Source organism: Streptococcus sp. 11-4097 (genome assembly GCF_018215285.2).
Classification (GTDB): Bacteria; Bacillota; Bacilli; order Lactobacillales; family Streptococcaceae; genus Streptococcus.
The window spans coordinates 262,899-289,048 of the sequence record NZ_CP185262.1; the positions used below are offsets into that span (position 1 = coordinate 262,899).

27 protein-coding genes are annotated in these 26,150 nt (G+C 43.1%); 21 read left to right on the forward strand and 6 right to left on the reverse strand.

What is annotated here, in order from left to right; genetic code table 11:
• The 3 genes from KB197_RS01405 (at nucleotide 1) to folK (ending at nucleotide 2,829) form a co-directional block, all read left to right on the forward strand.
• Entirely contained in the window at nucleotides 1-1,323 is a 1,323-nt protein-coding gene (locus KB197_RS01405) for a bifunctional folylpolyglutamate synthase/dihydrofolate synthase (RefSeq protein ID WP_212573538.1), read from the forward strand.
• On the forward strand, nucleotides 1,304-1,858 hold the full coding sequence (folE, locus tag KB197_RS01410) for a GTP cyclohydrolase I FolE (protein WP_000380917.1): 555 nt from the start codon (nucleotides 1,304-1,306) through the stop codon (nucleotides 1,856-1,858). Before KB197_RS01405 ends, folE begins: the two co-directional genes overlap by 20 nt.
• A gap of 158 nt (nucleotides 1,859-2,016) precedes the next feature.
• Nucleotides 2,017-2,829, forward strand: coding sequence for a 2-amino-4-hydroxy-6-hydroxymethyldihydropteridine diphosphokinase (gene folK / locus KB197_RS01415; RefSeq protein WP_064276415.1), 813 nt, complete (start codon nucleotides 2,017-2,019; stop codon nucleotides 2,827-2,829).
• Nucleotides 2,830-3,070: 241 nt separating this feature from the next.
• On the opposite strand, the gene KB197_RS01420 is transcribed toward folK, so the two are convergent.
• Entirely contained in the window at nucleotides 3,071-3,388 is a 318-nt protein-coding gene (locus KB197_RS01420; RefSeq protein ID WP_000886037.1) for a DUF960 domain-containing protein, read from the reverse strand.
• A 237-nt stretch (nucleotides 3,389-3,625) separates the two neighbouring features.
• On the opposite strand from KB197_RS01420, the gene ccpA reads away from it, so the two are divergent.
• Entirely contained in the window at nucleotides 3,626-4,636 is a 1,011-nt protein-coding gene (ccpA, locus tag KB197_RS01425) for a catabolite control protein A (RefSeq protein WP_020900851.1), read from the forward strand.
• 52 nt (nucleotides 4,637-4,688) lie between these two features.
• Here the strand turns inward: ccpA and KB197_RS01430 are convergent, their stop codons facing one another.
• Nucleotides 4,689-5,651, reverse strand: a complete 963-nt coding sequence (locus KB197_RS01430) for an asparaginase (protein ID WP_064276414.1) — start codon at nucleotides 5,649-5,651, stop codon at nucleotides 4,689-4,691.
• Nucleotides 5,652-5,716: 65 nt separating this feature from the next.
• Between KB197_RS01430 and KB197_RS01435 the strand changes: the two genes are divergently transcribed.
• Nucleotides 5,717-7,108 carry a Cof-type HAD-IIB family hydrolase gene (locus KB197_RS01435; RefSeq protein WP_212573537.1) on the forward strand — a complete coding sequence of 464 codons (1,392 nt, stop codon included), beginning with the start codon at nucleotides 5,717-5,719 and terminating at the stop codon, nucleotides 7,106-7,108.
• Nucleotides 7,109-7,243: 135 nt separating this feature from the next.
• Here KB197_RS01435 and KB197_RS01440 read toward each other — a convergent pair whose 3' ends face one another.
• The gene (locus KB197_RS01440; protein ID WP_000079148.1) at nucleotides 7,244-7,696 is read right to left on the reverse strand and encodes a universal stress protein; all 453 of its coding nucleotides are present in this window, start codon (nucleotides 7,694-7,696) and stop codon (nucleotides 7,244-7,246) included.
• A 161-nt stretch (nucleotides 7,697-7,857) separates the two neighbouring features.
• Here KB197_RS01440 and KB197_RS01445 point away from each other — a divergent pair, with 161 nt between their 5' ends.
• The 4 genes from KB197_RS01445 to KB197_RS01460 all read left to right on the forward strand — a co-directional run bounded on the left by KB197_RS01445 (nucleotide 7,858) and on the right by KB197_RS01460 (nucleotide 11,914).
• On the forward strand, nucleotides 7,858-8,160 hold the full coding sequence (locus tag KB197_RS01445; RefSeq protein WP_212573536.1) for a hypothetical protein: 303 nt from the start codon (nucleotides 7,858-7,860) through the stop codon (nucleotides 8,158-8,160).
• Between the two features lie 156 nt (nucleotides 8,161-8,316).
• Nucleotides 8,317-9,531: a pyridoxal phosphate-dependent aminotransferase gene (locus KB197_RS01450; RefSeq protein WP_064276410.1), complete on the forward strand. Its 1,215-nt coding sequence runs from the start codon at nucleotides 8,317-8,319 to the stop codon at nucleotides 9,529-9,531.
• 144 nt (nucleotides 9,532-9,675) lie between these two features.
• Nucleotides 9,676-9,810, forward strand: a complete 135-nt coding sequence (gene rpmH, locus KB197_RS01455; RefSeq protein WP_000831905.1) for a 50S ribosomal protein L34 — start codon at nucleotides 9,676-9,678, stop codon at nucleotides 9,808-9,810.
• A gap of 139 nt (nucleotides 9,811-9,949) precedes the next feature.
• A complete protein-coding gene (locus tag KB197_RS01460) occupies nucleotides 9,950-11,914 on the forward strand; it encodes a peptide ABC transporter substrate-binding protein (RefSeq protein ID WP_064276409.1) in 1,965 nt (654 codons plus the stop codon).
• 289 nt (nucleotides 11,915-12,203) lie between these two features.
• Here KB197_RS01460 and KB197_RS01465 read toward each other — a convergent pair whose 3' ends face one another.
• Entirely contained in the window at nucleotides 12,204-14,048 is a 1,845-nt protein-coding gene (locus KB197_RS01465; protein WP_064276408.1) for an APC family permease, read from the reverse strand.
• A gap of 156 nt (nucleotides 14,049-14,204) precedes the next feature.
• Between KB197_RS01465 and KB197_RS01470 the strand changes: the two genes are divergently transcribed.
• The 11 genes from KB197_RS01470 (at nucleotide 14,205) to pflA (ending at nucleotide 24,011) form a co-directional block, all read left to right on the forward strand.
• Entirely contained in the window at nucleotides 14,205-14,978 is a 774-nt protein-coding gene (locus KB197_RS01470) for a TatD family hydrolase (protein ID WP_064276407.1), read from the forward strand.
• Nucleotides 14,978-15,544, forward strand: coding sequence for a ribonuclease M5 (rnmV, locus tag KB197_RS01475; protein ID WP_064276406.1), 567 nt, complete (start codon nucleotides 14,978-14,980; stop codon nucleotides 15,542-15,544). Before KB197_RS01470 ends, rnmV begins: the two co-directional genes overlap by 1 nt.
• A 64-nt stretch (nucleotides 15,545-15,608) precedes the next feature.
• Nucleotides 15,609-16,481 carry a 16S rRNA (adenine(1518)-N(6)/adenine(1519)-N(6))-dimethyltransferase RsmA gene (gene rsmA / locus KB197_RS01480; protein WP_064276405.1) on the forward strand — a complete coding sequence of 291 codons (873 nt, stop codon included), beginning with the start codon at nucleotides 15,609-15,611 and terminating at the stop codon, nucleotides 16,479-16,481.
• A 1-nt stretch (nucleotide 16,482) separates the two neighbouring features.
• Nucleotides 16,483-17,361 carry a ribosome small subunit-dependent GTPase A gene (gene rsgA / locus KB197_RS01485; protein WP_064276404.1) on the forward strand — a complete coding sequence of 293 codons (879 nt, stop codon included), beginning with the start codon at nucleotides 16,483-16,485 and terminating at the stop codon, nucleotides 17,359-17,361.
• A 10-nt stretch (nucleotides 17,362-17,371) separates the two neighbouring features.
• Nucleotides 17,372-18,028, forward strand: coding sequence for a ribulose-phosphate 3-epimerase (gene rpe / locus KB197_RS01490; RefSeq protein WP_064276403.1), 657 nt, complete (start codon nucleotides 17,372-17,374; stop codon nucleotides 18,026-18,028).
• Nucleotides 17,991-18,653: a thiamine diphosphokinase gene (locus tag KB197_RS01495; protein ID WP_064276402.1), complete on the forward strand. Its 663-nt coding sequence runs from the start codon at nucleotides 17,991-17,993 to the stop codon at nucleotides 18,651-18,653. Before rpe ends, KB197_RS01495 begins: the two co-directional genes overlap by 38 nt.
• 1 nt (nucleotide 18,654) lies before the next feature.
• Nucleotides 18,655-19,911, forward strand: a complete 1,257-nt coding sequence (rmuC, locus tag KB197_RS01500) for a DNA recombination protein RmuC (protein WP_064276401.1) — start codon at nucleotides 18,655-18,657, stop codon at nucleotides 19,909-19,911.
• Nucleotides 19,901-20,842 (forward strand): 3'-5' exoribonuclease YhaM family protein, encoded by a 942-nt coding sequence (locus KB197_RS01505; RefSeq protein ID WP_064276400.1) that lies wholly within the window; start codon nucleotides 19,901-19,903, stop codon nucleotides 20,840-20,842. Before rmuC ends, KB197_RS01505 begins: the two co-directional genes overlap by 11 nt.
• A gap of 104 nt (nucleotides 20,843-20,946) precedes the next feature.
• Complete coding sequence (gene purR / locus KB197_RS01510; protein WP_004238844.1) at nucleotides 20,947-21,774, forward strand: pur operon repressor; 828 nt, start codon at nucleotides 20,947-20,949, stop codon at nucleotides 21,772-21,774.
• 66 nt (nucleotides 21,775-21,840) lie between these two features.
• The gene (locus KB197_RS01515; RefSeq protein WP_064276399.1) at nucleotides 21,841-23,145 is read left to right on the forward strand and encodes a diaminopimelate decarboxylase; all 1,305 of its coding nucleotides are present in this window, start codon (nucleotides 21,841-21,843) and stop codon (nucleotides 23,143-23,145) included.
• Nucleotides 23,146-23,216: 71 nt separating this feature from the next.
• Nucleotides 23,217-24,011: a pyruvate formate-lyase-activating protein gene (gene pflA / locus KB197_RS01520; RefSeq protein WP_001288288.1), complete on the forward strand. Its 795-nt coding sequence runs from the start codon at nucleotides 23,217-23,219 to the stop codon at nucleotides 24,009-24,011.
• 76 nt (nucleotides 24,012-24,087) lie between these two features.
• Here pflA and yidC read toward each other — a convergent pair whose 3' ends face one another.
• A complete protein-coding gene (gene yidC, locus KB197_RS01525; RefSeq protein ID WP_049492804.1) occupies nucleotides 24,088-25,014 on the reverse strand; it encodes a membrane protein insertase YidC in 927 nt (308 codons plus the stop codon).
• A 77-nt stretch (nucleotides 25,015-25,091) separates the two neighbouring features.
• The gene (locus KB197_RS01530) at nucleotides 25,092-25,370 is read right to left on the reverse strand and encodes an acylphosphatase (protein WP_001174616.1); all 279 of its coding nucleotides are present in this window, start codon (nucleotides 25,368-25,370) and stop codon (nucleotides 25,092-25,094) included.
• A gap of 33 nt (nucleotides 25,371-25,403) precedes the next feature.
• Here KB197_RS01530 and KB197_RS01535 point away from each other — a divergent pair, with 33 nt between their 5' ends.
• Nucleotides 25,404-26,144: a TrmH family RNA methyltransferase gene (locus KB197_RS01535; RefSeq protein WP_064276398.1), complete on the forward strand. Its 741-nt coding sequence runs from the start codon at nucleotides 25,404-25,406 to the stop codon at nucleotides 26,142-26,144.
• The last annotated feature ends 6 nt before the right edge of the window (nucleotides 26,145-26,150 follow it).

Genomic DNA, 26,150 nt, shown 5'->3' on the forward strand with positions numbered 1-26,150 from the left:
ATGAAAGAATTTGAAAACAATCAGTGGATTGCTAACTACCGGACGGACCAACCGCATTTTGGCTTGGAACGCATGGTGGAACTATTAGCTTTGCGTGGCAATCCCCATCTCAAACTCAAGGTCATCCATATCGGAGGAACCAATGGCAAGGGCTCGACCATTGCTTTTTTGAAAAATATGCTGGAAAAGCTAGGCCTGAGAGTTGGGGTATTCAGCTCGCCCTATCTCATTCATTATACAGACCAGATTAGCATCAATGGGGAATCTATCCCAGAAGCGAGACTAGAAGCCCTCATGGCAGACTATCAGACTTTGCTGGAAGGGGAATCGGCTGCCAATTTGCAGGGGTCAACCGAGTTTGAGATTATCACAGCCATAGCCTATGATTACTTTGCCTCAGAGCAAGTAGATGTGGCCATCATGGAAGTGGGCATGGGCGGACTCTTGGATAGTACAAATGTCTGCCAGCCCATTTTGACAGGAATTACAACTATTGGATTGGACCATGTAGCCCTTTTAGGTGACACCTTGGAGGCCATAGCAGAGCAGAAGGCGGGTATTGTCAAACAAGGTATTCCTTTGGTAACAGGTCGCATTGCTCCAGAAGCTTTGTCTGTTATAGATAGTATTGCTGATGAGAAGAATGCGCCGAGACTTGCCTATGGGAAAGATTATCAAGTTAGTCACCAAGAGAGTGTGGTGGCAGGGGAAATCTTTGATTATACCAGTTCTATCAGACAAGGCCGTTTCCAGACAGGTTTGCTTGGTTTGCACCAAATAGAGAATGCTGGGATGGCCATAGCTTTACTTGATACCTATTGTCAAGAGGATAGTCGAGAACTAGCAAGCAATGACTTGATTGCTCAAGCTCTGGAAGAAACAAGATGGCCAGGGCGTCTGGAGGTCGTGTCGAGAGAACCCTTGATGATTTTGGATGGGGCCCACAATCCTCATGCCATAAAGGCTTTATTAGCAACCTTGCAAGAACGCTTTGCGGATTATCATAAGGAAATCCTCTTTACCTGCATCAAAACCAAGGCCTTGGAGGATATGTTGGACTTGCTGGGTGCAATACCAGATACCGAGCTTACCCTGACACATTTTGATGATAGTCGGGCGACTGATGAAAGTGTGCTGAAAGAGACAGCCAAGTTTAGAAATCTCAGCTACCAATGTTGGCAGGATTTTCTAAATCAGAAATTGACAGATAAAAAAGAAGAGAAACAAACAGTTAGGATTGTCACGGGTTCCTTGTATTTCTTGAGCCAAGTGAGAGCCTATCTGATGGAGAGGAAGAAAGAGAATGGATACACAAAAGATTGAAGCAGCTGTAAAAATGATTATCGAGGCTGTAGGAGAGGACGCTAACCGCGAGGGCTTGCAGGAAACACCTGCTCGTGTAGCCCGTATGTACCAAGAAATTTTTTCAGGTCTTGGTCAAACAGCGGAGGAACATTTGTCAAAATCCTTTGAGATTATTGATGACAACATGGTAGTAGAAAAGGACATCTTTTTCCATACTATGTGTGAGCACCACTTTTTGCCATTTTATGGTAGAGCGCATATTGCCTACATTCCAGATGGTCGTGTGGCAGGTTTGTCTAAGCTAGCTCGTACGGTTGAAGTTTATTCTAAAAAACCACAAATTCAAGAACGATTGAATATCGAAGTGGCCGATGCCTTGATGGAGTATCTGGGTGCTAAGGGAGCCTTTGTTGTTATTGAGGCGGAACATATGTGTATGAGCATGCGTGGTGTCAGAAAGCCAGGAACTGCCACCTTGACAACAGTAGCTCGTGGTCTATTTGAAACAGATAAGGACCTCCGTGACCAGGCTTATCGTTTAATGGGACTATAATATTCTTCGAAAATCAAATTCAAACCACGTCAGCTTCCATCTGCAACCTCAAAACAGTGTTTTGAGCAGCCTGCGGCTAGCTTCCTAGTTTGCACTTTGATTTTCATTGAGTATAAAAAGAATCCGCTTTGGGCGGATTTTTCTAGAAAGGACTAGTTATGGATCAACTGCAGATTAAAGATTTGGAAATTTTTGCCTATCATGGTCTGTTTCCTAGTGAGAAAGAATTGGGGCAGAAGTTTGTCGTTTCAGCCATCCTATCCTATGATATGACCAAGGCGGCGACAGAACTGGATTTAACAGCCTCTGTCCATTACGGAGAACTGTGTCAGCAGTGGACGTCTTGGTTTCAGGAAACAACTGAGGACCTGATTGAAACGGTAGCCTATAAATTGGTAGAACGTACTTTTGAGTCTTATCCTCTTGTCCAAGAGATTGAGTTGGAACTGAAAAAGCCTTGGGCGCCAGTGCATTTACCGCTAGATACCTGCTCGGTGACCATTTATCGTCGTAAGCAACGGGCCTTTATCGCTCTAGGAAGCAATATGGGGGACAAGCCAGCGAACTTAGAGCAAGCCATTGATAAACTGCGAGCTCGTGGCATCCATATTCTCAAAGAGTCCAGTGTCTTAGCGACGGAGCCTTGGGGTGGAGTGGAGCAGGATAGCTTTGCTAATCAAGTGGTTGAGGTAGAAACCTGGCTACCAGCACCAGTCTTGTTAGAAACCCTATTAGCCATTGAATCAGAGATGGGACGGGTGAGAGAGGTTCATTGGGGACCTCGTTTGATTGATTTGGACCTGCTCTTTGTAGAGGACCAGGTTGTTTATACAGACGACCTCATCTTGCCCCATCCTTACATAGCAGAACGCCTTTTTGTTCTTGAGTCTTTACAAGAAATTGCGCCTCATTTTATCCATCCGACATTAAAGCAACCTATCCGCAACTTGTATAATGCTTTGAAAAAATAGAAAAAACTCTAGTTTTCAGTCGTTTGTAACTGAAGGCTAGAGTTTTTATACTCTTCGAAAATCTCTTTAAACCACGTCAGCGTCGCCTTGCCGTATATATGTTACTGACTTCGTCAGTTTCATCTGCAACCTCAAAACAGTATTTTGAGCTGACTTCGTCAGTTCTATACACAACCTCAAAGCAGTGCTTTGAGCAACCTGCGGCTAGCTTCCTAGTTTGCTCTTTGATTTTCCTTGAGTATTAAAATAGGTCATTTTCTTCTGGGAGGAGGATAGTTTCTCTACCATCCATGTCTAAAACCAGGACTCTCGGGGGATAAAGAGGGTCGAAAGGGTGGTTAAAGTCAAAATCAATGGCTGTAGGGAGGTGTTGACTTGAAAAGTGGAAGGTAATTTTTCCTTGGTTATTGAGCAATTGAAACTCGAGTTCCTCCTCCAATTCAAAGACATTTTTTAAGAAGTGGTCGATGATATACCAAAAAGAGTCAATGACATCATCAGGCAAGCTGGTAACAATGCCAAAACTAGCAGACCGCATCTGGGTATTGGTAAAAGCCATATTTCTGCCCCCCTTTCTTTTCCCTTATCATACAGCAAATAGGATTAAAAATCAAGAAAAGGTGATTTTTTCTTCATAAACATTGCTTCCTATGAAATTTTTTCAAATAATCTTCAAAAAAAGCTTGAAAGTGTTTACAAATAGTGATAAAATGGAATAAGTAGAATCATGAAAACGAAATTTTCATACCGTCTCTTTTTTAGAGTCTCGTGAGGTATGATATAGAAAGGAAATGGAATGAATACAGACGATACAGTAACGATTTATGATGTCGCCCGTGAAGCAGGAGTTTCAATGGCGACGGTTAGCCGTGTAGTCAATGGCAATAAGAATGTAAAAGAGAATACTCGTAAAAAAGTGCTTGAGGTGATTGACCGTTTGGATTACCGTCCAAATGCCGTGGCGCGTGGTCTTGCAAGTAAAAAGACAACCACTGTCGGTGTCGTAATCCCAAATATTACCAATGGTTATTTCTCAACGCTTGCCAAAGGGATTGATGATATCGCTGAAATGTACAAGTACAATATCGTCCTTGCTAATAGTGATGAGGATGATGACAAGGAAGTTTCAGTTGTCAATACACTGTTTTCTAAGCAAGTGGATGGTATCATCTTTATGGGTTACCACTTGACTGAAAAAATTCGTTCAGAGTTTTCTCGTTCTCGAACACCAGTTGTTCTTGCGGGAACAGTAGATGTAGAACACCAACTTCCAAGTGTTAATATTGACTACAAACAAGCTACGATTGATGCAGTGACCTACCTTGCTAAAGAAAACGAACGCATTGCTTTTGTTAGCGGTCCACTAGTGGACGACATCAATGGTAAGGTTCGTTTGGTTGGCTACAAGGAAGCCTTGAAAAAAGCAGGGATTTCTTATAGCGAAGGCTTGGTATTTGAGTCTAAATACACTTATGAAGATGGCTATGCCTTGGCTGAACGCTTGATTTCATCAAATGCAACTGCAGCAGTTGTAACAGGTGATGAATTGGCAGCAGGTGTCTTGAATGGTTTGGCTGACCACGGTGTATCAGTGCCAGAAGAGTTTGAAATCATTACTAGTGATGATTCACAAATCTCACGTTTTACCCGTCCAAACTTGACAACGATTGCCCAACCTCTTTATGACCTTGGTGCCATCAGTATGCGTATGTTGACTAAGATTATGCACAAGGAAGAGTTGGAAGAACGTGAAGTTCTCTTGCCTCATGGATTGACAGAACGTCGCTCAACACGAAAACGGAAATAGAAAAAATCAGGGAATCGTGAAGATTTCCTGATTTTGCTTTCTAGATAAGAGGTTAGCCTTCCATATAGTCTTTCAAATCCTGTCCTTTTAATCCAGCATTGAGGGCGATAAGGAGTTTCAAGCGGGCTTTTTGGGCGTTGAGTTCTTTAACAAAGAAGACACCAGATTTTTGCAACTGCACGCCCCCACCTTGGTAGGCATAAACAGGTTCTGCAATACCGTTAAAGCATCGTGATACCAGGGCGACTGGGATTCCTTTTTGTAGAAGGCTTTCTAATTTTTGAGCCGTTTCTTTGGGAATATTACCAGCTCCGAAGGCTTGGATAATCAAACCGTCCAATTGTTCCAAATCCAGCATATCAATCAGCTCATCTGTCATACCAGCATAAGCTGAAATGATAGGGACTAATCCTTGTATGTGATCAAGGTCAAATCGGACACGGGGCTCAGCTGTTTTAAAGTAAAGGATTTCGTGTTTCATAATCAGACCAAGTGGCCCGTGTGTTGGAGTCTGGAAGGTGCTGACGTTGGTCGTATGTGTTTTGGTAACATACTTGGCTGCGTGGATTTCATCGTTCATAACGACCAAAACTCCTTTGTCAGCAGCCCTGTCATCGCTAGCTACTCGTAAAGCACTGAGGTAATTATAAATCCCATCACTACCGAGTTCGTTAGAGCTGCGCATGGCTCCTGTTAGTATGATTGGCATGTGGGGAACTTCCATGGTATCAAGGAAATAGGCTGTTTCTTCTAAAGTATCGGTTCCATGTGTGATTACCACTCCATCGTAGTTATCTGTTTCCTCTTTGATTTTTTGATAGAGAGCCAGCATATGCTTGGGCTTGATATGGGGGCTTGGCAGGTTAAAAAAGTCTAGGGCGTGGACTTGGATTCCTTCAAGAGGATTGGACACATGGTTCATAGGATTATCTGAACTAGTCACAACAGCACCAGAAGCATCGGCTTGCATGGAAATAGTCCCACCCGTATGTAAAACAAGGATTTTCTTAGGCATGATTTACTCACTCTTTCTGAAATGTGGTATAATCATTGTATCACAAAAGGGGAGATTGGGATAGGATGGAAGTCAAAGCTGTTTTTTTTGATATCGATGGAACCTTGGTCAACGATCGCAAGAGTGTTTTGAAATCCACTAAGGACGCGATTAAGATTGTCAAAGAACAAGGGGTACTAGTTGGTGTAGCGACAGGGCGAGGACCTTTTTTTGTTAAGGAATTGATGGACGATTTGGATCTGGACTTTGCGGTGACCTACAATGGCCAGTATATCTTTAATAAAGAAAGAGTCTTGTTTACGAGTCCAATTTCCAAGTTACATTTGCGCCATCTCATTTCGTATGCTAAAAAAGAGGGTAAGGAGATTGCCCTAGGGACCAAGGATGCCATGTTGGGTTCTAAAATCATGTCCTTTGGTTTGGGTTCTTTTTCCCAACGAATCAGTCGCTTCGTTCCCTCGGTTTTAACTCGGACAGTGAGTCATTCCTTTAATCGTATGGTCAGCAAGGTTGTTCCCCAAAAGGAAGAAGACCTGCTTGATCTAATGAATCAGCCTATCTACCAAGTTTTGATGCTGATGACACCAGAAGAATCTGAGAAGGCGACAGCTGATTTTGAAGACTTGAAATTGACACGTAGCAATCCTTTTGCAGCAGATGTCATCAATCAAGGAAACTCTAAATTGGAAGGCATACGCCGAGTCGGGAAAGAATATGGTTTTGACCTCAACCAAGTCATGGCCTTTGGTGACTCAGATAACGACCTAGAAATGCTGGCGGGTGTCGGTATGTCGGTCGCTATGGGAAATGGTAGTAGCAGTGTCAAGGAAGTTGCTAAGCACATTACCACCAGCAATCAGCAAGATGGAATCCACAAGGCCCTGGAACATTTTGGTGTTCTGGCATCAGAAAAAGTCTTTGTCAGCCGTGACTATCATTTCAATAAGGTCAAGACCTTCCACCACATGATGGATGAACGAACCCAAGAAGAACCACGAGCTTGGGATTTAAAAGGTGCAACCCACAGGGCTGGCTTTAAAATAGAAGAATTGGTGGAGTTTGTTCGAGCTGCAAGCCCTTCTGAAGAGGACTTTGGTCAAGCTCTATCGCAACTTCATCAAGCTCTTGATAAGGCAGCAGATAAAGTAGCTAAGAAGACGCCTGCTCAGCAAGATTTGATAGGGCAGGTGGATGCCTTGATTGATACGCTTTACTTTACCTACGGTAGTTTTGTCTTGATGGGGGTGGACCCAGAACGTATTTTTGACATTGTCCATCAGGCCAATATGGGGAAAATTTTTCCAGATGGCAAGGCTCATTTTGATCCAGTGACCCACAAAATCTTAAAACCAGATGATTGGGAAGAAAAATATGCTCCAGAACCTGCTATTAAAAAGGAACTGCAGCGTCAGCTCAAGGCTTATGAACGTCATAAAGAGAGAAATAATACTCAATGAAAATCAAAGAGCAAATTAGGAAACTAGCCGCAGGCTGCTCAAAACACTGTTTTGAGGTTGTAGATGGACGTTGACGTGGTTTGAATTAGTATAAATAGTAAACAAAAAGGAGCTCTGGGCTCCTTTTCTTGATGATTATAAGGTTTTTTCTTGTTCTCTCACAACCAGCAAATCAACCTTAGCATGGCGGAGGATGTATTCAGATGAAGAACCGACCAAGAGGCGTTCAAAGGCGTTGAGACCAGTTGCGCCAACGAGGATAAGGTCCACTTCCTCAGCATCTGGAATAGTACGTGCTAAGAGGGTTTTTGGATTTCCCATTTCAATGACGATATGAACATCTGCCACACCAGCATCTTTAGCACGTTTTTCGTACTCTTTCATCAGACTTTCAGCGTCGACTTGGAGTTCTTCATAAACTTCAGCATCAAAGGTGGATACGCTTTGGAGTGCGCGTGTGTCAATGACATGTGCGATGGTGAGTTTAGCGTCGTTTCGTAGAGCAGAATGAACTCCCTTGACAAAAGCCAAGTCCGCTTCTTTAGAACCATCGATTGCGACCATGATATTTTGGTAACGTTGTGCCATAATGAAACCTCCTGAAATTTTCTTACTATAATTGTAAACCTTTTCACTATAGAAGTAAAGCAAAAAAAGTATTTTTCAAAAGAATATTAGCGTTTAAAATCTATATAAATATATGATAAAATAAAAGAAAGGATAGCAGGAAAGAAGTGAAGGGAGGGAGAATGATGAAGCACTCTTTTCAAGAAACAAAAAATTCAAAATTCCTTTATTATGGAATCATCCTAGTTTCAGTCTTGCTAGAAGTTATCATGATCTGGCAATTAGAGAGTCTGGTACCGCTTCTCTATCCAGGTTTTGTTGGCTTTTTAGTCTTTCATCTACTCTACCATTTGGTATTATTCCTAGTTGCAAAACGAAGTGGGCGTTGGGATTACTTGATGATATGGGGACTTTTCCTCATGTTCAATCTTCTTTATGACTCCTTTTTAGGCTTGCTTTTTCTAGGTTTATCTTTTGGTATGTGATGTGACTTTCGCAAAATACCTGCTATCTCCCCTGTCTTGGCCTCGCTTTTAGCGAGGTTTTTCTTCTATCTTAATCTAGTAAAACATTTCAGTAAACTTGTCGCAATCCCTTTCTAGTGGTATAATGTTACTATCTCGATGAATTGAGGAAACAAGATGAAAGAATATAACAAGTCTAGTAAGTTAGAGCATGTTGCTTATGATATCCGTGGTCCTGTTTTGGAAGAAGCCATGCGAATGCGAGCAAACGGAGAAAAGATTTTACGTCTGAATACAGGAAATCCAGCAGAATTTGGCTTTACAGCGCCAGACGAGGTCATTCATGACTTGATTATGAATGCGCGTGATAGTGAAGGTTATTCTGACTCCAAAGGGATTTTCTCAGCCCGTAAGGCCATCATGCAGTATTGCCAATTGAAGAAATTCCCAAACGTGGATATTGATGATATTTACCTTGGAAATGGTGTCAGTGAGTTGATCGTCATGTCCATGCAGGGGCTTTTGGACAATGGGGATGAGGTCTTAGTACCTATGCCAGACTATCCTCTCTGGACAGCAGCTGTTAGCCTAGCTGGGGGAAATGCCGTTCACTATATCTGTGATGAAGCTGCAGAATGGTATCCAGATATTGACGATATCAAGTCAAAAATCACTTCCAATACCAAGGCAATCGTCCTTATCAATCCAAACAACCCAACTGGAGCCCTTTATCCTGAGGAACTCTTGTTGGAGATTATTGAGATTGCCCGTCAAAACGATTTGATCATCTTTGCGGATGAAATCTATGATCGCATGGTCATGGATGGACATGTGCATACTCCTGTGGCTAGCTTGGCACCAGATGTCTTCTGTGTCAGCATGAACGGTCTGTCAAAATCCCACCGTATCGCTGGTTTCCGTGTGGGTTGGATGGTCTTGTCTGGACCTAAGACACATGTTAAAGGCTATATCGAAGGTCTCAATATGCTGTCCAATATGCGCCTTTGCTCTAACGTTTTGGCCCAACAAGTCGTGCAAACTTCCTTGGGTGGCCACCAGTCAGTCGATGAATTGCTCCTGCCAGGTGGACGAATTTACGAGCAAAGAAATTTCATTTACAATGCTATTCAAGATATTCCAGGTTTGTCTGCCGTTAAACCAAAGGCTGGGCTTTATATCTTCCCGAAAATCGACCGCAATATGTACCGTATCGATGATGATGAGCAATTTGTCCTTAATTTCTTGAAGCAGGAAAAGGTTCTATTGGTTCATGGTCGAGGCTTCAACTGGCAGGAGCCAGACCACTTCCGTATCGTTTACCTTCCTCGTGTTGATGAACTAGCCCAAATCCAAGAAAAGATGACTCGTTTCTTGAAACAGTATCGTAGATAGGGCTTACATTCGAAAAAGCTGGAAACATTTGCCTAGAGCTATTGACAAAAGCGAAAGAATCAGATAGAATAGTAAAGTATGTTTAGTAACTGATCACTTTATAGCCGGCTAAACGAATACAAAATCTATGAGGAGGTATTCATCGTGAAACGTACTTATCAACCAAGTAAACTTCGTCGTGCGCGCAAACACGGATTCCGTAACCGTATGTCAACTAAAAACGGTCGTCGCGTATTGGCAGCTCGTCGTCGTAAAGGACGCAAAGTTTTGGCTGCATAATCCAAACGAATTCTATCAAAAATCAGTAGGAACTCGAGTCTACTGATTTTTATTTTTGTAAAAAAGTACAAAAAGGCTTTATATTTTTGCTCAAATGATGTATAATATTTCACATACTGTAAAAAAATGGAGAATAATCATGAAGAAATCAAAAGTTATGCTTTTTGGAGCTATGGCTTTGACAGCGGGTCTAGCTCTAGCGGCATGTGGGTCTTCCAAATCAAGTAATGCTGACAAGACTTACTCTTATATCTTTGTCAACAATCCAGATACCTTGGATTACATTACCTCTACTCGAGACTCTACATCTAGTATCACAGCCAACTTGATTGATGGCTTGTTGGAAAATGACCAGTATGGCAATCTCATCCCCTCTATGGCTGAGTCATGGACAGTGTCAAAAGATGGCTTGACTTACACTTATAAGATCCGTCAGGGAGCTAAATGGTACACTTCTGAAGGAGAAGAGTATGCGGACGTAACAGCTCATGACTTTGTGACTGGTCTCAAGTATGCGGCTGATAAAAAGGCTGAAAACTTGTACTTGGTACAAGACTCTATCAAGGGTCTAGCAGACTATGTTGAAGGGAGAACATCTGATTTTGGAACTGTTGGTGTGAAGGCAGTGGATGATTACACACTACAATACACCCTCAACCAACCTGAAACTTATTGGAACTCTAAAACAACAGCAAGTATTCTTAGTCCTGTAAATGAAGCCTTCTTGAAGTCTAAGGGAGATGACTTTGGAAGTGTGACACCATCAAGTATCTTGTCAAATGGTCCTTACTTGTTTAAGTCTTTCACTTCAAAATCTTTGATTGAATTTGATAAAAACCCTAATTACTGGGATAAGGACAATGTTAAAATCGAGAAAGTGAAACTCTCATTCTTTGACGGATCTGACCAAGACAGCATTGCTAGAGGTTTCTTGGATGGTAACTATACAGATGGTCGTATCTTCCCAACAAGTTCAGTCTTTGCTGAGCTTAAGAAGGGAAATGAGGACAAGATTACCTATACACCGCAAAACTCAGTTACTTTCTACTATCTTTTCAACGTCAATCGCCAAAGCTACAAGCAGACTATGAAGAAGTCTGATAAGGAAAAGACAGATTCACGTGCAGCTATGCAAAATAAAGATTTCCGTCAGGCTATCAACTTTGCCTTTGACCGTCATGCTTATGCAGCCCAGACAAATGGGGAAGATGGAGCAGACCGTATCTTGCGTAACACGGTTACACCAAGTAACTTTGTCCAAGTTGGCGATAAGAACTTTGGTGATATTGTCAATGAAAAAATTGTCAACTACGGTAAAGATTGGGCCAATATCAACCTAAACGATGGTAAGCAAGCCTTCTTGAACCCTGACAAGGCCAAAGAGAAATTTGCTAAGGCAAAAGAAAGTTTACAATCTCAAGGAGTAACCTTCCCAATTCATTTGGATATGCCAGTTGACCAGACTGCTAAGTTAGATGTGCAACAGGCCGGCTCTTTCAAACAGACAGTAGAAGAAACCCTAGGTAAGGAGAATGTAGTCATTGATGTTATCCAACTATCTCCGGATGAAAAAGACCAGGCAACCTACTTTGCAGATACAGCAGAACAAAAAGACTACGATATCGACATCTCAGGATGGGGTGGAGATTACTCAGATCCGAAGACTTATCTAGCTATTCTTGATCCAGAGACAGGTTCTCAGTTGAAAAATATGGGCTTGACTGAAGGAAAAGACAAGGAAGTCAAGGACAAGATTGGTCTTTCTGACTACAAGAAACTCTTGGATCAGGCTGATGCGGAAATCACAGATACTCAAGCTCGCTATGAAAAATATGCTGAAGCCCAAGCTTGGTTGACAGATAGCGCCCTCTTCCTACCAGTTCAAAGTGGTGGAGCTAACCCAATCTTCCGTAAGACTGTACCGTTTACAGGTCCATTCTCATTCGTTGGTCATAAGGGAAATGCGGACAACTACAAATATGTTGAATTGCAAAAAGAGCCAGTAACTGCTAAACAGTACCAGGAACTCTATGAAAAATGGCTGAAAGAAAAAGCTGAGTCAAATAAAAAAGCTCAGGAAGATTTAGCTAACCATATTCAATAATATGCCTAGTCATGCTTTTCAGTTAATACTCTTCGAAAATCTCTTCAAACCACGTCAGCGTTGCCTTACCGTATATATATGTTACTGACTTCGTCAGTTCTATCTACAACCTCAAAACAGTGTTTTGAGCTGACTTCGTCAGTTTCATCTACAACCTCAAAGCAGTGCTTTGAGCAGTCTGCGGCTAGCTTCCTAGTTTGCTCTTTGATTTTCATTGAGTATAGGCATAGTGACTGGTTTCAGAAAAAGGCCTTATCAGACGCTTCTCGCTTCTGGTAGGGCCTTTTCTTTATTCTTTTAAGTGATAGGAGTAGCTAGCGACAACGACGTCTTGGTGCCAACGGAGTGCATATTTGAGTTTGAGACTCATTTGATTGTGTAGAATATTTTGCCAAGGTTTATTAGGGATAAACTGGGGTACCAGAACAGTGACTGTATAGTTCTTTTTCTGGGCATCCTCAGAGATTCGTTTGACATACTTGACAGTAGGGGTGATGATGTCGCGGTAGCTGGTTTTGATATTTTTCAGAGTAATGGTTGGGAAGTAATCGACAAATTCTTGGAGAATTTCTTGGTCTTTTTCTGCTGTTTCCTTGGTGGATATATGCATGGCTAAGACTTCGTCACCGATACTTTGGGCATAGTTAATGGCTCCGACGCTGACTCGGGTGACATTTCCTACTAGGACGAGGACAAGATTGCCATCGTAAGTACGTTTTTCGATTCCTTCATAGAGTCGCAGTTGTTGAGCTACTTTTTGGTAATGACTGTGAATTGCCAAGAAGAGTAGGGTGAGTACGAGAATAATCGGGAAGAAAGGCCAGATATCACTGAGACGGAAAAAGAGCAAGATTAGTACAATCGCGTAGCAAATGATAGCCCCAAGGATATTGGCAAGAGCAGGTTTTAAGAAATTTGCCCCCTTTTCTTTTTTCCAATGACGAATCATCCCAGTCTGAGAAAGGGCAAAGGGAACGAAGACCCCGATAGTATAAAGGGGAATCAAACGTTCGGTATTACCATTAAAAATGAGAAGAAGAATCATAGCCCCAAAAGCCAGAGTTAAAATTCCATTAGAGTAGCCTAGGCGGTCTCCTTTTTCCATAAAGAGGTGGGGCATATATTTGTTTTTAGCCATATTGTAGGCCAGCATAGGGAAGGCTGAAAAACCAGTGTTTGCTGCTACGGCTAAAATCAAGGCTGTGGAGAATTGGAAGGTATAATAGCCAAGGTGTCCTAAGAAGGAATTACCAAGGATGCCTTGAGCCATCTGTGAAAGAATTGTTTCTCCGTGTTGAGGCATAATCCCCATCCAGTAGTTTAGGAAGGTAATACCAGCAAAAAGAAAACCTAGAATCAGTGACATGATGGTCAAGGTTTGAGCGGCATTCTTTTCCTTTGGAGCCTTGAAAAAGGGAACGGCATTTGAAATAGCTTCAACCCCTGTTAGAGAGGCAGAGCCGCTGGTGAAGGCTCTTAGAATGAGAACGATAGACAGACTCGGTACAGCATGCCCAATAGGAGAGGTCGCCTGATAGCTGAGAGAACCTGTCACTAGTTGAAAAATTCCATAGAGCAAGAGAAAGACAGTACTGATGATAAAGAGATAGACAGGAATCATCAGTGAACTGGCAGATTCTTTCAACCCCCGTAAGTTCAAGAGCATGAGCAAGCAAACTAGAAAAATGGAAATGTGGAGGTTGTAAGGGTGGAGGGCAGGGAGGGCTGCTGTAATAGCATCAGCTCCAGATGATACCGATACCGCCACAGTCAGCATGTAGTCAACCAGCAGACTACCTCCAGCAATCAAGCCTAGCTCGGGTGATAGATTTTCTCGAGTAACCATATAGGCCCCTCCTCCTTGAGGGTAGGCGTGGATGATTTGACGGTAGGAAACAGTCAGACTGGCCAGGAGTAGGAGGACAAAAAGGCCGATAGGAAGGCTCCACCATATAGCAAGTGGAGAGAGACTAGCCAAGACGAGGACTACTTGCTCAGGCCCATAGGCAATGGAAGATAGAGCGTCGCTTGACAACATGGCTAAGGCCTGCATTTTTCCTAGCAGACCTCCCTCGCCTTCTGTTAAGGACTTAAGAGGACGACCGATAAAGGTCTGTTTTAATTTTGTAAACATGGTATTTTCCTTTTCTGAAAATTTCAATAAGTGCTATTATACTGCTTTGGAAAAATAGCGTCAAGAGACGACGATGGATTTTAGAATATTTTTTACAGATGAGGAGAGAGGGCAGTTTTTTGGTATAATAGAAGATAGAAAACGAGGTTAGAAGAGATGATTTTTGATACACATACACACTTGAATGTAGAAGAATTTGTTGGTCGTGAGGCAGAAGAAATTGCCTTGGCTGCGGAGATGGGTGTGACACAGATGAATATTGTTGGTTTTGATGAACCGACGATTGAGCGTGCTTTGGAGTTGGTGGATGAGTACGACCAACTCTACGCAACCATTGGTTGGCATCCTACAGAAGCTGGTACTTATACAGAGGAGATTGAAGCCTACTTGCTTGACAAGCTCAAGCATCCAAAGGTAGTTGCCTTGGGTGAGATTGGCTTGGACTACCATTGGATGACAGCGCCCAAAGAGCTGCAGGAGCAGGTTTTTCGCCGTCAGATTCAGCTATCTAAGGACTTGGATTTGCCTTTTGTTGTCCATACCCGTGATGCGCTGGAAGATACCTATGAGATTATCAAGAGCGAGGGCGTTGGTCCTCGTGGTGGTATCATGCATTCTTTCTCAGGAACTCTTGAATGGGCAGAAAAGTTTGTCGAGCTTGGTATGACCATTTCCTTCTCAGGAGTGGTGACTTTTAAGAAGGCAACCGATATCCAAGAGGCGGCTAGAGAACTTCCTTTGGACAAGATTTTGGTGGAGACGGATGCGCCTTACTTGGCTCCTGTTCCTAAACGGGGTCGTGAAAACAAAACAGCCTATACTCGCTATGTAGTAGATTTTATCGCGGATTTGCGTGGTATGACGACAGAAGAGCTAGCGGCGGCAACGACTGCAAATGCAGAGCGCATTTTTGGATTGGACAGCAAGTAATGAAAGAAAAAATTTCCCAAGTCATCGTGGTTGAAGGTCGTGATGATACGGCCAATCTCAAACGTTATTTCGAGGTAGAGACCTATGAAACTCGAGGTTCTGCAATCAATGACCAGGATATAGAGCGAATTCAGCGCCTGCACCAACGTCATGGAGTCATCGTCTTTACAGACCCTGATTTTAATGGGGAGCGGATTCGTCGCATGATTATGACGGCTATTCCAACAGTTCAACATGCCTTTCTCAAACGAGATGAAGCTGTTCCCAAATCCAAGACCAAGGGACGCTCTCTGGGAATTGAGCATGCCAGCCATGAAGATCTGAAAACAGCTCTAGCTCAGGTGACAGAACAATTTGAACATGAGAGTCAGTTTGACATCAGTCGTAGCGACTTGATTCGCCTTGGTTTTCTCGTGGGAGCAGACAGCCGTAAGCGCCGAGAATATCTGGGAGAGGCTCTCCGAATCGGCTATTCCAACGGCAAGCAACTTCTCAAGCGCTTAGAGTTGTTTGGGGTTACCTTGGCAGAAGTGGAAGAAGCTATGAAATCTTATGAGAATAGCTAAGCAGACCCCAAATGTAAGGGGAATGTGTTACAATAGTAGTAACAGATAATAGAAAAGAGAATAGATGAGAATTGCAGATTATAGCGTGACTAAGGCAGTGCTGGAGCGTCACGGTTTTACCTTTAAAAAGTCCTTCGGGCAAAATTTCTTGACGGATACCAATATCCTTCAAAAAATTGTGGATACGGCTGAAATTGATGATCAGGTTAATGTTATTGAAATCGGACCAGGTATTGGTGCCTTAACGGAGTTTCTGGCTGAGCGTGCAGCTCAAGTTATGGCCTTTGAGATCGACCACCGTTTGGTACCGATTTTGGCAGATACCCTGCGTGATTTTGATAATGTGACCGTAGTCAACGAGGACATTCTCAAGGTTGATTTGGCGCAACATATCCAGAATTTTAAAAATCCTGACCTGCCAATCAAGGTAGTGGCTAATTTGCCTTACTACATTACGACGCCTATTCTCATGCACTTGATTGAAAGTGGCATTCCTTTTAGTGAGTTTGTGGTCATGATGCAAAAAGAGGTAGCTGACCGCATTTCCGCTCAACCAAATACCAAGGCTTATGGTAGCTTGTCGATTGCGGTTCAGTACTACATGACTGCCAAGGTTGCCTTCATCGTGCCTCGTAGGGTATTTGTGCCAGCGCCAAACGTGGACTCTGCTATTTTGAAAATGGTGCGTCGTCCAGAGCCAGCCGTAGCAGTAGAAGACGAGAATTTCTTCTTTAAGGTTTCTAAGGCTAGTTTCACTCATCGCCGCAAGACTTTATGGAATAACTTGACAGGTTACTTTGGTAAGACTGAAGAGGTCAAGGACAAGCTGACCAAGGCTTTGAACCAAGCAGGCTTGTCACCAAGTGTACGTGGGGAAGCTCTCAGCTTGGCAGAATTTGCCAGCCTAGCAGATGCACTTAAAGGGCAAGGACTCTAAGATGCAGGGACAAATCATTAAAGCCTTGGCAGGCTTCTACTATGTAGAGAGTGATAGCCAGGTCTATCAAACACGCGCGCGTGGGAATTTCCGTAAAAAAGGCCATACTCCCTACGTTGGGGACTGGGTAGATTTCTCTGCCGAGGAAAATTCAGAAGGCTATATCCTCAAGATTCATGAACGAAAAAACAGTCTGGTCCGTCCGCCTATTGTCAATATTGACCAAGCTGTGGTGATCATGTCTGTCAAGGAACCTGATTTTAACAGCAATTTGCTGGATCGTTTCTTGGTTCTTTTGGAGCACAAGGGCATTCATCCCATCGTTTATATTTCTAAAATGGATTTGTTGGAAGATAGGGGAGAGCTGGATTTTTACCAGCAGACCTATGGTGACATTGGCTATGATTTTGTGACCAGTAAAGAGGAACTCCTGCCCTTGTTGACAGGAAAGGTTACGGTCTTTATGGGCCAGACGGGTGTTGGGAAATCAACTCTCCTCAATAAAATCGCACCGGACCTCAATCTTGAAACAGGAGAAATCTCAGACAGTCTAGGTCGTGGGCGCCATACCACTCGAGCTGTTAGTTTTTACAACCTCAATGGGGGTAAAATCGCAGACACACCAGGCTTTTCATCACTGGATTATGAAGTGACAACGGCTGAAGACCTTAATCAGGCTTTTCCGGAGATTGCCAGTGTCAGTCGAGACTGCAAATTCCGCACTTGTACCCATACCCATGAGCCAGCTTGCGCGGTTAAGCCAGCAGTGGAAAAAGGTACCATTGCGTCCTTCCGTTTTGACAACTACCTGCAATTCCTCAGTGAAATTGAAAATCGCAGAGAAACCTATAAAAAAGTCAGTAAAAAAATTCCAAAATAAGGAGAAACCTATGTCTCAATACAAGATTGCTCCGTCAATTCTGGCAGCAGATTATGCCAACTTTGAACGTGAAATCAAACGCCTAGAAGCAACTGGAGCAGAATATGCTCATATCGATATCATGGATGGTCACTTTGTACCACAAATCAGTTTTGGTGCAGGTGTGGTCGAAGCTCTTCGCCCTCATAGTAAGATGGTTTTCGATTGCCACTTGATGGTGTCAAACCCTGAGCATCATTTAGAAGATTTTGCGCGTGCAGGTGCAGATATCATCAGCATCCATGTGGAAGCAACGCCTCATATTCATGGCGCCCTCCAAAAAATTCGCTCACTCGGTGTCAAGCCTTCAGTCGTTATCAATCCCGGCACACCAGCTGAAGCTATCAAGCACGTCCTTCATCTAGTTGACCAAGTTTTAGTCATGACAGTTAACCCAGGCTTTGGTGGACAAGCTTTTCTACCTGAGACCATGGATAAGGTTCGTGAGTTGGTTGCTCTTCGAGAGGAAAAAGGCTTGAACTTTGAAATCGAAGTGGATGGCGGGATTGATGATCAAACTATTGCCCAAGCCAAAGAAGCTGGTGCGACCGTTTTTGTAGCAGGTTCCTATGTATTTAAGGGAGATGTCAATGAGCGAGTACAAACTCTTAGAAAACAACTGGACTAGGGTTGCCGTTTTTGCAGGAGGAGACCGCGGTCATTATCGGACGGACTTTGATAGTTTTGTCGGTGTGGATCGAGGCTCGCTCTGGGTCTTGGAGGAAAACCTACCTCTTGCTCTAGCGGTTGGAGATTTTGATTCTGTGACGGAAGAAGAGCGACAGGTGATTCAAAAACGTGCTCAGCATTTTGTTCAAGCCCGACCAGAAAAAGATGATACCGATTTGGAACTGGCTCTCTTAACCATCTTTGAGCAAAATCCTCAGGCTGAGGTCACTATTTTCGGTGCTTTGGGTGGCCGTATTGATCACATGCTGGCCAATGTTTTTCTTCCTAGCAATCCCAAGTTGGCACCCTATATGCGCCAGATAGAAATTGAGGATGGACAAAATTTGATTGCCTATTGTCCAGAAGGGATCAGTCAGCTAGACCCCCGCTCGGACTATGACTATCTAGCCTTTATGCCGGTTCGGGATAGCCAGCTGACTATTCTCGGTGCCAAGTATGAGTTGACAGAGCAGAATTTTTTCTTTAAAAAAGTATACACTTCTAACGAATATATAGATAGGGAAGTGTCGGTGACTTGCCCAGATGGCTATGTGGTCGTGCTGCATAGCAAGGACAGGAGGTAGGATGGAAAGTTTACTTGTTCTATTATTGATTGCCAACCTAGCTGGTATCTTTCTGATTTGGCAAAGGCAGGATAAGCAGGAAAAACATCTAAGTAAGGGCTTGGAGGATCAGGCAGATCACTTGTCAGACCAGTTGGATTACCGCTTTGAACAAGCAAGACAAGCCAGCCAGTTAGATCAAAAAGATTTGGAAGTGGCTGTCAGTGACCGTTTGCAAGAAGTGCGAATCGAATTGCACCAAGGCCTGACTCAAGTTCGTCAAGAAATGACAGATAATCTCCTCCAAACCAGAGATAAGACCGACCAACGTCTCCAAGCCTTGCAGGAATCAAATGAGCAACGTTTGGAACAAATGCGCCAGACAGTCGAGGAAAAGTTAGAAAAGACCTTACAGACGCGCTTGCAGGCTTCCTTTGAGACAGTTTCCAAACAACTGGAGTCGGTCAATCGTGGTCTGGGAGAAATGCAGACAGTTGCCCGCGATGTCGGTGCCCTCAACAAGGTTCTCTCTGGAACCAAGACGCGAGGGATTCTGGGTGAATTGCAACTGGGGCAAATCATTGAAGACATCATGACACCAGCCCAGTACGAACGAGAATTTGCAACGGTTGAAAACTCTAGTGAACGAGTGGAATACGCCATCAAGTTACCTGGACAAGGTGACCAGGAATATGTCTATCTACCGATTGATTCTAAGTTTCCACTGGCAGATTATTACCGCTTAGAAGAAGCCTATGAAGCGGGTGACAAGGACGAGATCGAACGCTGTCGCAAGTCACTCCTAGCAAGCGTCAAGCGCTTTGCCAAGGATATCAAGAGCAAGTACATAGCACCACCTCGGACGACCAATTTTGGAGTTTTATTTGTTCCGACAGAAGGACTCTACTCAGAAATCGTCCGCAATCCGGTTTTCTTTGATGACTTGAGACGGGAGGAGCAGATTATTGTCGCTGGTCCAAGTACCCTATCAGCCCTTCTCAATTCCCTATCAGTTGGCTTCAAGACCCTCAATATCCAAAAGAGTGCTGACCATATTAGTAAGACCCTTGCCAGTGTCAAGACAGAGTTTGGCAAGTTTGGTGGCATTCTGGTCAAGGCACAAAAGCATCTCCAACATGCCTCTGGCAATATTGATGAACTATTAAACCGTCGCACTACAGCTATCGAGCGGACGCTCCGTCACATTGAGTTATCAGAAGGGGAGCCTGCGCTTGATCTACTCCATTTCCAAGAAAATGAGGAAGAATATGAAGATTAGTCACATGAAAAAAGATGAGCTATTTGAAGGCTTTTACCTAATCAAATCAGCTGACCTGAGACAAACTCGCGCTGGGAAAAATTACCTAGCTTTTACCTTCCAAGATGATAGTGGCGAGATTGAAGGAAAACTCTGGGATGCCCAACCTCATAACGTTGAGGCCTTTACAGCAGGTAAGGTTGTCCACATGAAAGGGCGCCGAGAAGTTTATAACAACACTCCTCAAGTCAATCAAATTACTCTCCGCTTGCCTCAACCTGGCGAACCCAATGATCCAGCAAATTTCAAAGTCAAGTCACCAGTTGATGTCAAGGAAATTCGTGACTACATGTCGCAAATGATTTTTAAAATTGAAAATCCTGTCTGGCAACGGATTGTCCGAAAGCTCTACACCAAGTATGATAAGGAATTTTACTCCTATCCAGCTGCCAAGACAAACCATCATGCCTTTGAAACGGGCTTGGCCTATCATACGGCAACCATGGTGCGTTTGGCAGATGCTATTAGCGAAGTCTATCCTCAGCTCAATAAGAACCTGCTCTATGCAGGGATTATGCTGCATGACTTGGCTAAGGTCATTGAGTTGACGGGGCCAGACCAGACCGAGTACACAGTGCGAGGCAATCTTCTTGGGCATATTGCTTTGATTGATAGCGAAATTACTAAAACAGTTATGGAACTCGGCATCGATGATACCAAGGAAGAAGTCGTTTTGCTTCGTCACGTCATCCTCAGTCACCATGGCTTACTTGAGTATGGAAGCCCAGTCCGTCCACGCATTATGGAAGCAGAGATTATCCATATGATTGACAATCTGGATGCAAGCATGATGATGATGTCAACAGCTCTTGCTTTGGTGGATAAGGGAGAGATGACCAATAAAATCTTCGCTATGGACAATCGTTCCTTCTATAAACCAGATTTAGATTAATAATTTAAGAAAAACGAGCATTTTTAGGATAAGAATGTTCGTTTTTTTATGTGAATATGGTATAATAGATAAAATATCAAAATTAAATGAAGTGGGAAATAGAAATGAAATTAAGAAGAAGTGATCGGATGGTTGTCATTTCCAACTATTTGATTAATAATCCTTATAAACTAACTAGTCTCAATACTTTTGCTGAAAAGTATGAATCCGCTAAATCATCCATCTCAGAGGATATCGTGATTATCAAACGCGCCTTTGAGGAAATCGAAATTGGCCATATCCAGACAGTAACTGGTGCTGGTGGTGGTGTCATTTTCACACCATCAATCTCAAGCCATGATGCCAAGGAAATGGTTGAGGACTTGCGTGCCAAGTTGTCAGAAAGTGACCGTATCTTACCAGGTGGCTATATCTACCTGTCTGATTTGCTTAGCACACCAGCCATCTTGAAAAATATTGGTCGCATTATTGCCAAGAGCTTTATGGACCAAAAAATTGACGCGGTTATGACAGTAGCGACTAAGGGTGTTCCACTTGCAAATGCAGTTGCCAATGTCCTCAATGTTCCTTTTGTCATTGTACGCCGTGACCTGAAAATTACCGAAGGTTCAACTGTCAGCGTCAACTATGTATCAGGTTCAAGTGGTGACCGCATTGAGAAAATGTTCCTTTCAAAACGTAGTCTCAAGGCAGGCAGCCGTGTCTTGATTGTGGATGACTTCTTGAAAGGCGGAGGAACTGTCAACGGGATGATCAGCCTCTTGCGTGAGTTTGATTCAGAATTGGCAGGTGTAGCGGTCTTTGCGGATAATGCTCAAGAAGAACGCGAAAAGCAGTTTGACTACAAGTCACTCTTGAAGGTAACCAATATTGATGTCAAGAACCAAGCCATCGATGTTGAGGTTGGTAATATCTTTGACGAAGATAAATAAGAGATAGAACTAAAGGTTGGAACGATTGTCCCAGCCTTTCTTTGCAAATAGAATAGAAGGAAGCTTATGAAAACACCATTTATCAATAAAGAAGACTTAGAAAAGATTGTTGCCGAGTTCCCGACTCCCTTTCACTTGTATGATGAGAAGGGAATTCGTGAAAAGGCAAGAGCCGTCAACCAAGCCTTTTCGTGGAACAAGGGCTTTAAGGAATATTTTGCAGTTAAGGCTACTCCAACTCCAGCTGTTTTGAAAATTCTCCAAGAGGAAGGTTGCGGTGTGGACTGCTCTAGTTATGTGGAGCTTTTGATGAGCCATAAACTGGATTTTCCAGGTTCTGAGATCATGTTCTCTTCAAACAACACGCCAGACAAGGAATACGCCTATGCGCGTGAATTGGGTGCGACCATTAACTTGGATGCTTTTGAAGATATTGAACATCTAGAGAGAGCAGCAGGTATTCCAGAAATTATCTCTTGTCGTTACAATCCTGGAGACGTTTTTGAACTAGGGACAGACATTATGGACAATCCTGGAGAAGCCAAGTTTGGCATGACCAAGGACCAGCTCTTTGAAGCTTTTGCCATCTTGAAGGAAAAAGGAGCCAAGACTTTTGGGATTCACTCCTTCCTAGCGTCCAATACCGTCACCCATTTCTATTATCCAGAGTTGGCGCGTCAGCTTTTTGAATTGGCTGTTGAAATCAAGGAAAAGTTGGGTATTTCGCTAGACTTTATCAATCTTTCTGGCGGTATTGGTGTCAATTATCGTCCAGACCAGGAGCCAAATGATATCGCTTTGATTGGTGAGGGAGTTCGTAAGGTTTATGAAGAGGTTCTTACGCCAGCAGGTCTTGATCAGGTCAAGATTTTTACCGAATTGGGTCGCTTTATGTTAGCTCCTCATGGGGCTCTAGTCACAAGAGTCACTCATAAGAAGAAAACCTACCGTACCTATCTAGGTGTGGATGCATCAGCAGTCAATCTTATGCGTCCAGCTATGTACGGCGCCTACCACCATATTACCAATATGACTCATCCAGAAGGACCAGCTGAAGTAGTAGATGTGGTTGGTTCACTCTGTGAAAACAATGATAAATTTGCAGTGAATCGCGAACTGCCTCATACAGAAATCGGTGATTTGCTGGTAATTCATGATACAGGTGCTCACGGTTTTTCAATGGGCTACCAGTACAACGCCAAACTTCGTTCTGCGGAAATCCTCTATACCGAAGAAGGAAAAGCCCGTCAAATCCGCCGTGCAGAGCGCCCTGAGGACTACTTTGCAACCTTGTATGGTTTTGATTTTGAAGAAGAAAATGATAATTCATTGAAAATGAAATTGAAAAACAGATTGCTTTCTAAAAAATAGGCAAAAATCTTGTTTTTCCTTCAAGTCGTGATATAATAAAACTATAAAACGTTTTCAAGGAAGGTAACGATATGTCTGAAGAAACAATTGATTATGGACAAGTGACAGGAATGGTGCATTCGACAGAAAGCTTTGGGTCAGTAGATGGGCCTGGTATTCGCTTTATTGTCTTTTTGCAGGGCTGTCACATGCGTTGCCAGTATTGCCACAACCCTGACACTTGGGCTATGGAGTCCAATAAATCACGTGAACGGACGGTAGATGATGTCTTGACAGAGGCCTTGCGCTACCGCGGTTTCTGGGGAAATAAGGGCGGTATTACAGTCAGTGGAGGAGAAGCCCTTTTGCAGATTGATTTCCTGATTGCCCTCTTCACTAAGGCTAAGGAACAAGGAATCCACTGTACCTTGGATACCTGTGCCCTTCCTTTCCGTAATAAACCACGTTACCTTGAGAAGTTTGACAAACTCATGGCTGTCACTGACTTGGTCCTCTTGGATATCAAGGAAATCAACGAAGAACAGCACAAGATTGTCACTAGCCAAACCAATAAAAATATCTTGGCTTGTGCCCAGTATCTATCAGATATTGGAAAACCTGTCTGGATTCGCCACGTGCTAGTTCCGGGATTGACAGATAGAGATGATGACTTGATTGAACTTGGTAAGTTCGTCAAGACCCTCAAAAATGTTGATAAGTTTGAAATTCTGCCTTATCATACTATGGGTGAGTTTAAATGGCGTGAATTGGGAATTCCTTATTCACTCGAAGGGGTTAAACCACCAACAGCAGACCGCGTGAAAAACGCTAAAAAACTCATGGATACCGAAAGTTATCAAGACTATATGAAACGTGTACATGGATAAAAAAAGAAGCCTGATGGGAACATCGGGCTTTTGACTTGCAAAAAAGACTTAGCAAACCAGCTAAGCCTTTTTCTTCTTATCTCGAACGTTGTTTTCCAGCGTTGCGATTTTTGTGTTTTTTCTTGCTTGTAATAGCAGTTGGTTGTTCAGGGGTAACGTCTTTTCGTCCATTTGGTGTTGAGAAAGCACGTGCTTTTGGTGGATTCTTAGCCAATTCTTCACGGACTTTTTTGCGAAGTTTTGGACGAACGATATAGTTGACGATAAACTGTTGGAGAATCATCATGAAACCACCGACAACCCAGTAAAGTGTGACACTGGCTGGTGAGAAAAGGGAGAAGACGACGATCATGAGTGGGCTCATGTAAATCATTTTCTTGATTTGTTCTCTTTGCATTTCATCTTCTACTCCGTGAAGTGAAAGGAGCGATTGAAGATAGTAAAGAATACCAGCGAAGGCAACCAAAATCATACTTGGAGAACCTAGAGGAATTCCTAGGTAGCTTGCTTGAGCAACACCTTCAGTATGTTGGGCAGCAAAGTAGATAGCTGAGAAGAAAGGCATTTGAAGGAGGATAGGGAAACATCCTACACCACCAAACATGCTGATGCCGTGCTCTTTTTGAGCTGCAAAGAGGGCTTGTTGGGCTTCGAGTTTTTCTTCTTGAGTAGTTGCTTCTTTGAGACGTGTTTGGTGTGGCTCAAGGACGTGCTTGAGGGCGTTCATCTTTTCAGAGTGAAGTGTCGCCTTCCATGATTGGTAGATACCAAGTGGCAAGATAATCAAGCGCACGATAATGGTTACGATAATGATAGCGACACCAAAGCCTAGACCTTTATCAGTAGCGAAGTACTTGATAGCTTCTCCCATCGGGGCACCCAAGAAATCCCAAACGGGACCAATTGGCTTACCTGTTGCTTTATCAATCTGAACGCAACCTGTCAAAACAAGTAACATAGCCACTCCCATAGCTGAGAGTGCAAAACGTTTAATAGATTTCACTGTTTTTATTCCTTCTTTAAAAATTATACCTTTCTATTCTACTGTTTTTTTACAAAATATACAATAGTTCTAGAGACCTAATTTGCGATTTTAAAGTCAGGGTAGGGAGGAAAGTTGCTCAGTTTGACATCTAAGTAGCTGACTTTTGAAAAAGGTGTGGGTCCTTTGCGGATTTCTTGGATAAATTTTGCCATGGTAGCAGATGAGTCTGCTTGGGCTAATATTTCCACTGTGCCATCGTCGTTATTCCATACTCGGCCTGTGATGCCACCAATTTCAAGTGCCAAGCTGTAAACACCCCAACGAAAGCCGACTCCTTGCACCCTACCTTGGGCAATCATTCTAACCTTTTGCATACCAAACCCCTTTGATTGTGTTATAATATTTCTATGACTATTATAACCTCAAAAGCCAATTCTGTGGTAAAAAATGCTAAGAAATTACACCAAAAAAAATACCGCAAGTCTGCTTATTTGATTGAAGGCTGGCACTTATTTGAAGAAGCTGTTCAAGCTGGAGTGACGATTGAGAAAATCTTTGCTTTAGAAAATTACCGAGAACAGTTAGTTGCTTTTCCGCAAACTGTCTGGGTGTCAGAGGATATTTTGCTAGATTTGGCGGATTCTCAGACTCCACAGGGCATTGTTGCGGTGGTTCAAAAAGAAGAAGTAGGGCAAGCTGACTTTAGTCAGGGCAAGTTCTTATTTTTGGAAGATGTGCAAGATCCTGGTAATGTGGGAACTATCATTCGGACTGCGGATGCAGCAGGTTTTACTGGAGTAATTGTTTCAGATAAGTCGGCAGATATCTACAGTCTCAAGACCTTACGTTCCATGCAAGGCAGTCATTTCCACCTGCCCATTTACCGGATGTCGAGCCAAACGCTTCTCGAGAAAGCTAAAAAGGCAGGTATTCCAGTGCTGGCAACAACCCTATCTAAAGATTCTGTTGATTACAGAGAACTGCCTCCTATAGAAAATTTTGTACTAGTCATGGGAAATGAGGGGCAAGGAATTAGTCCCCTTATGGCTGAAAGTGCAGACCAGTTGGTCCACATTAGTATGAAGGGACAGGCGGAGAGTTTGAATGTCGCCGTTGCAGCCGGTATTTTAATTTTCCATTTAAGCTAATTTTAA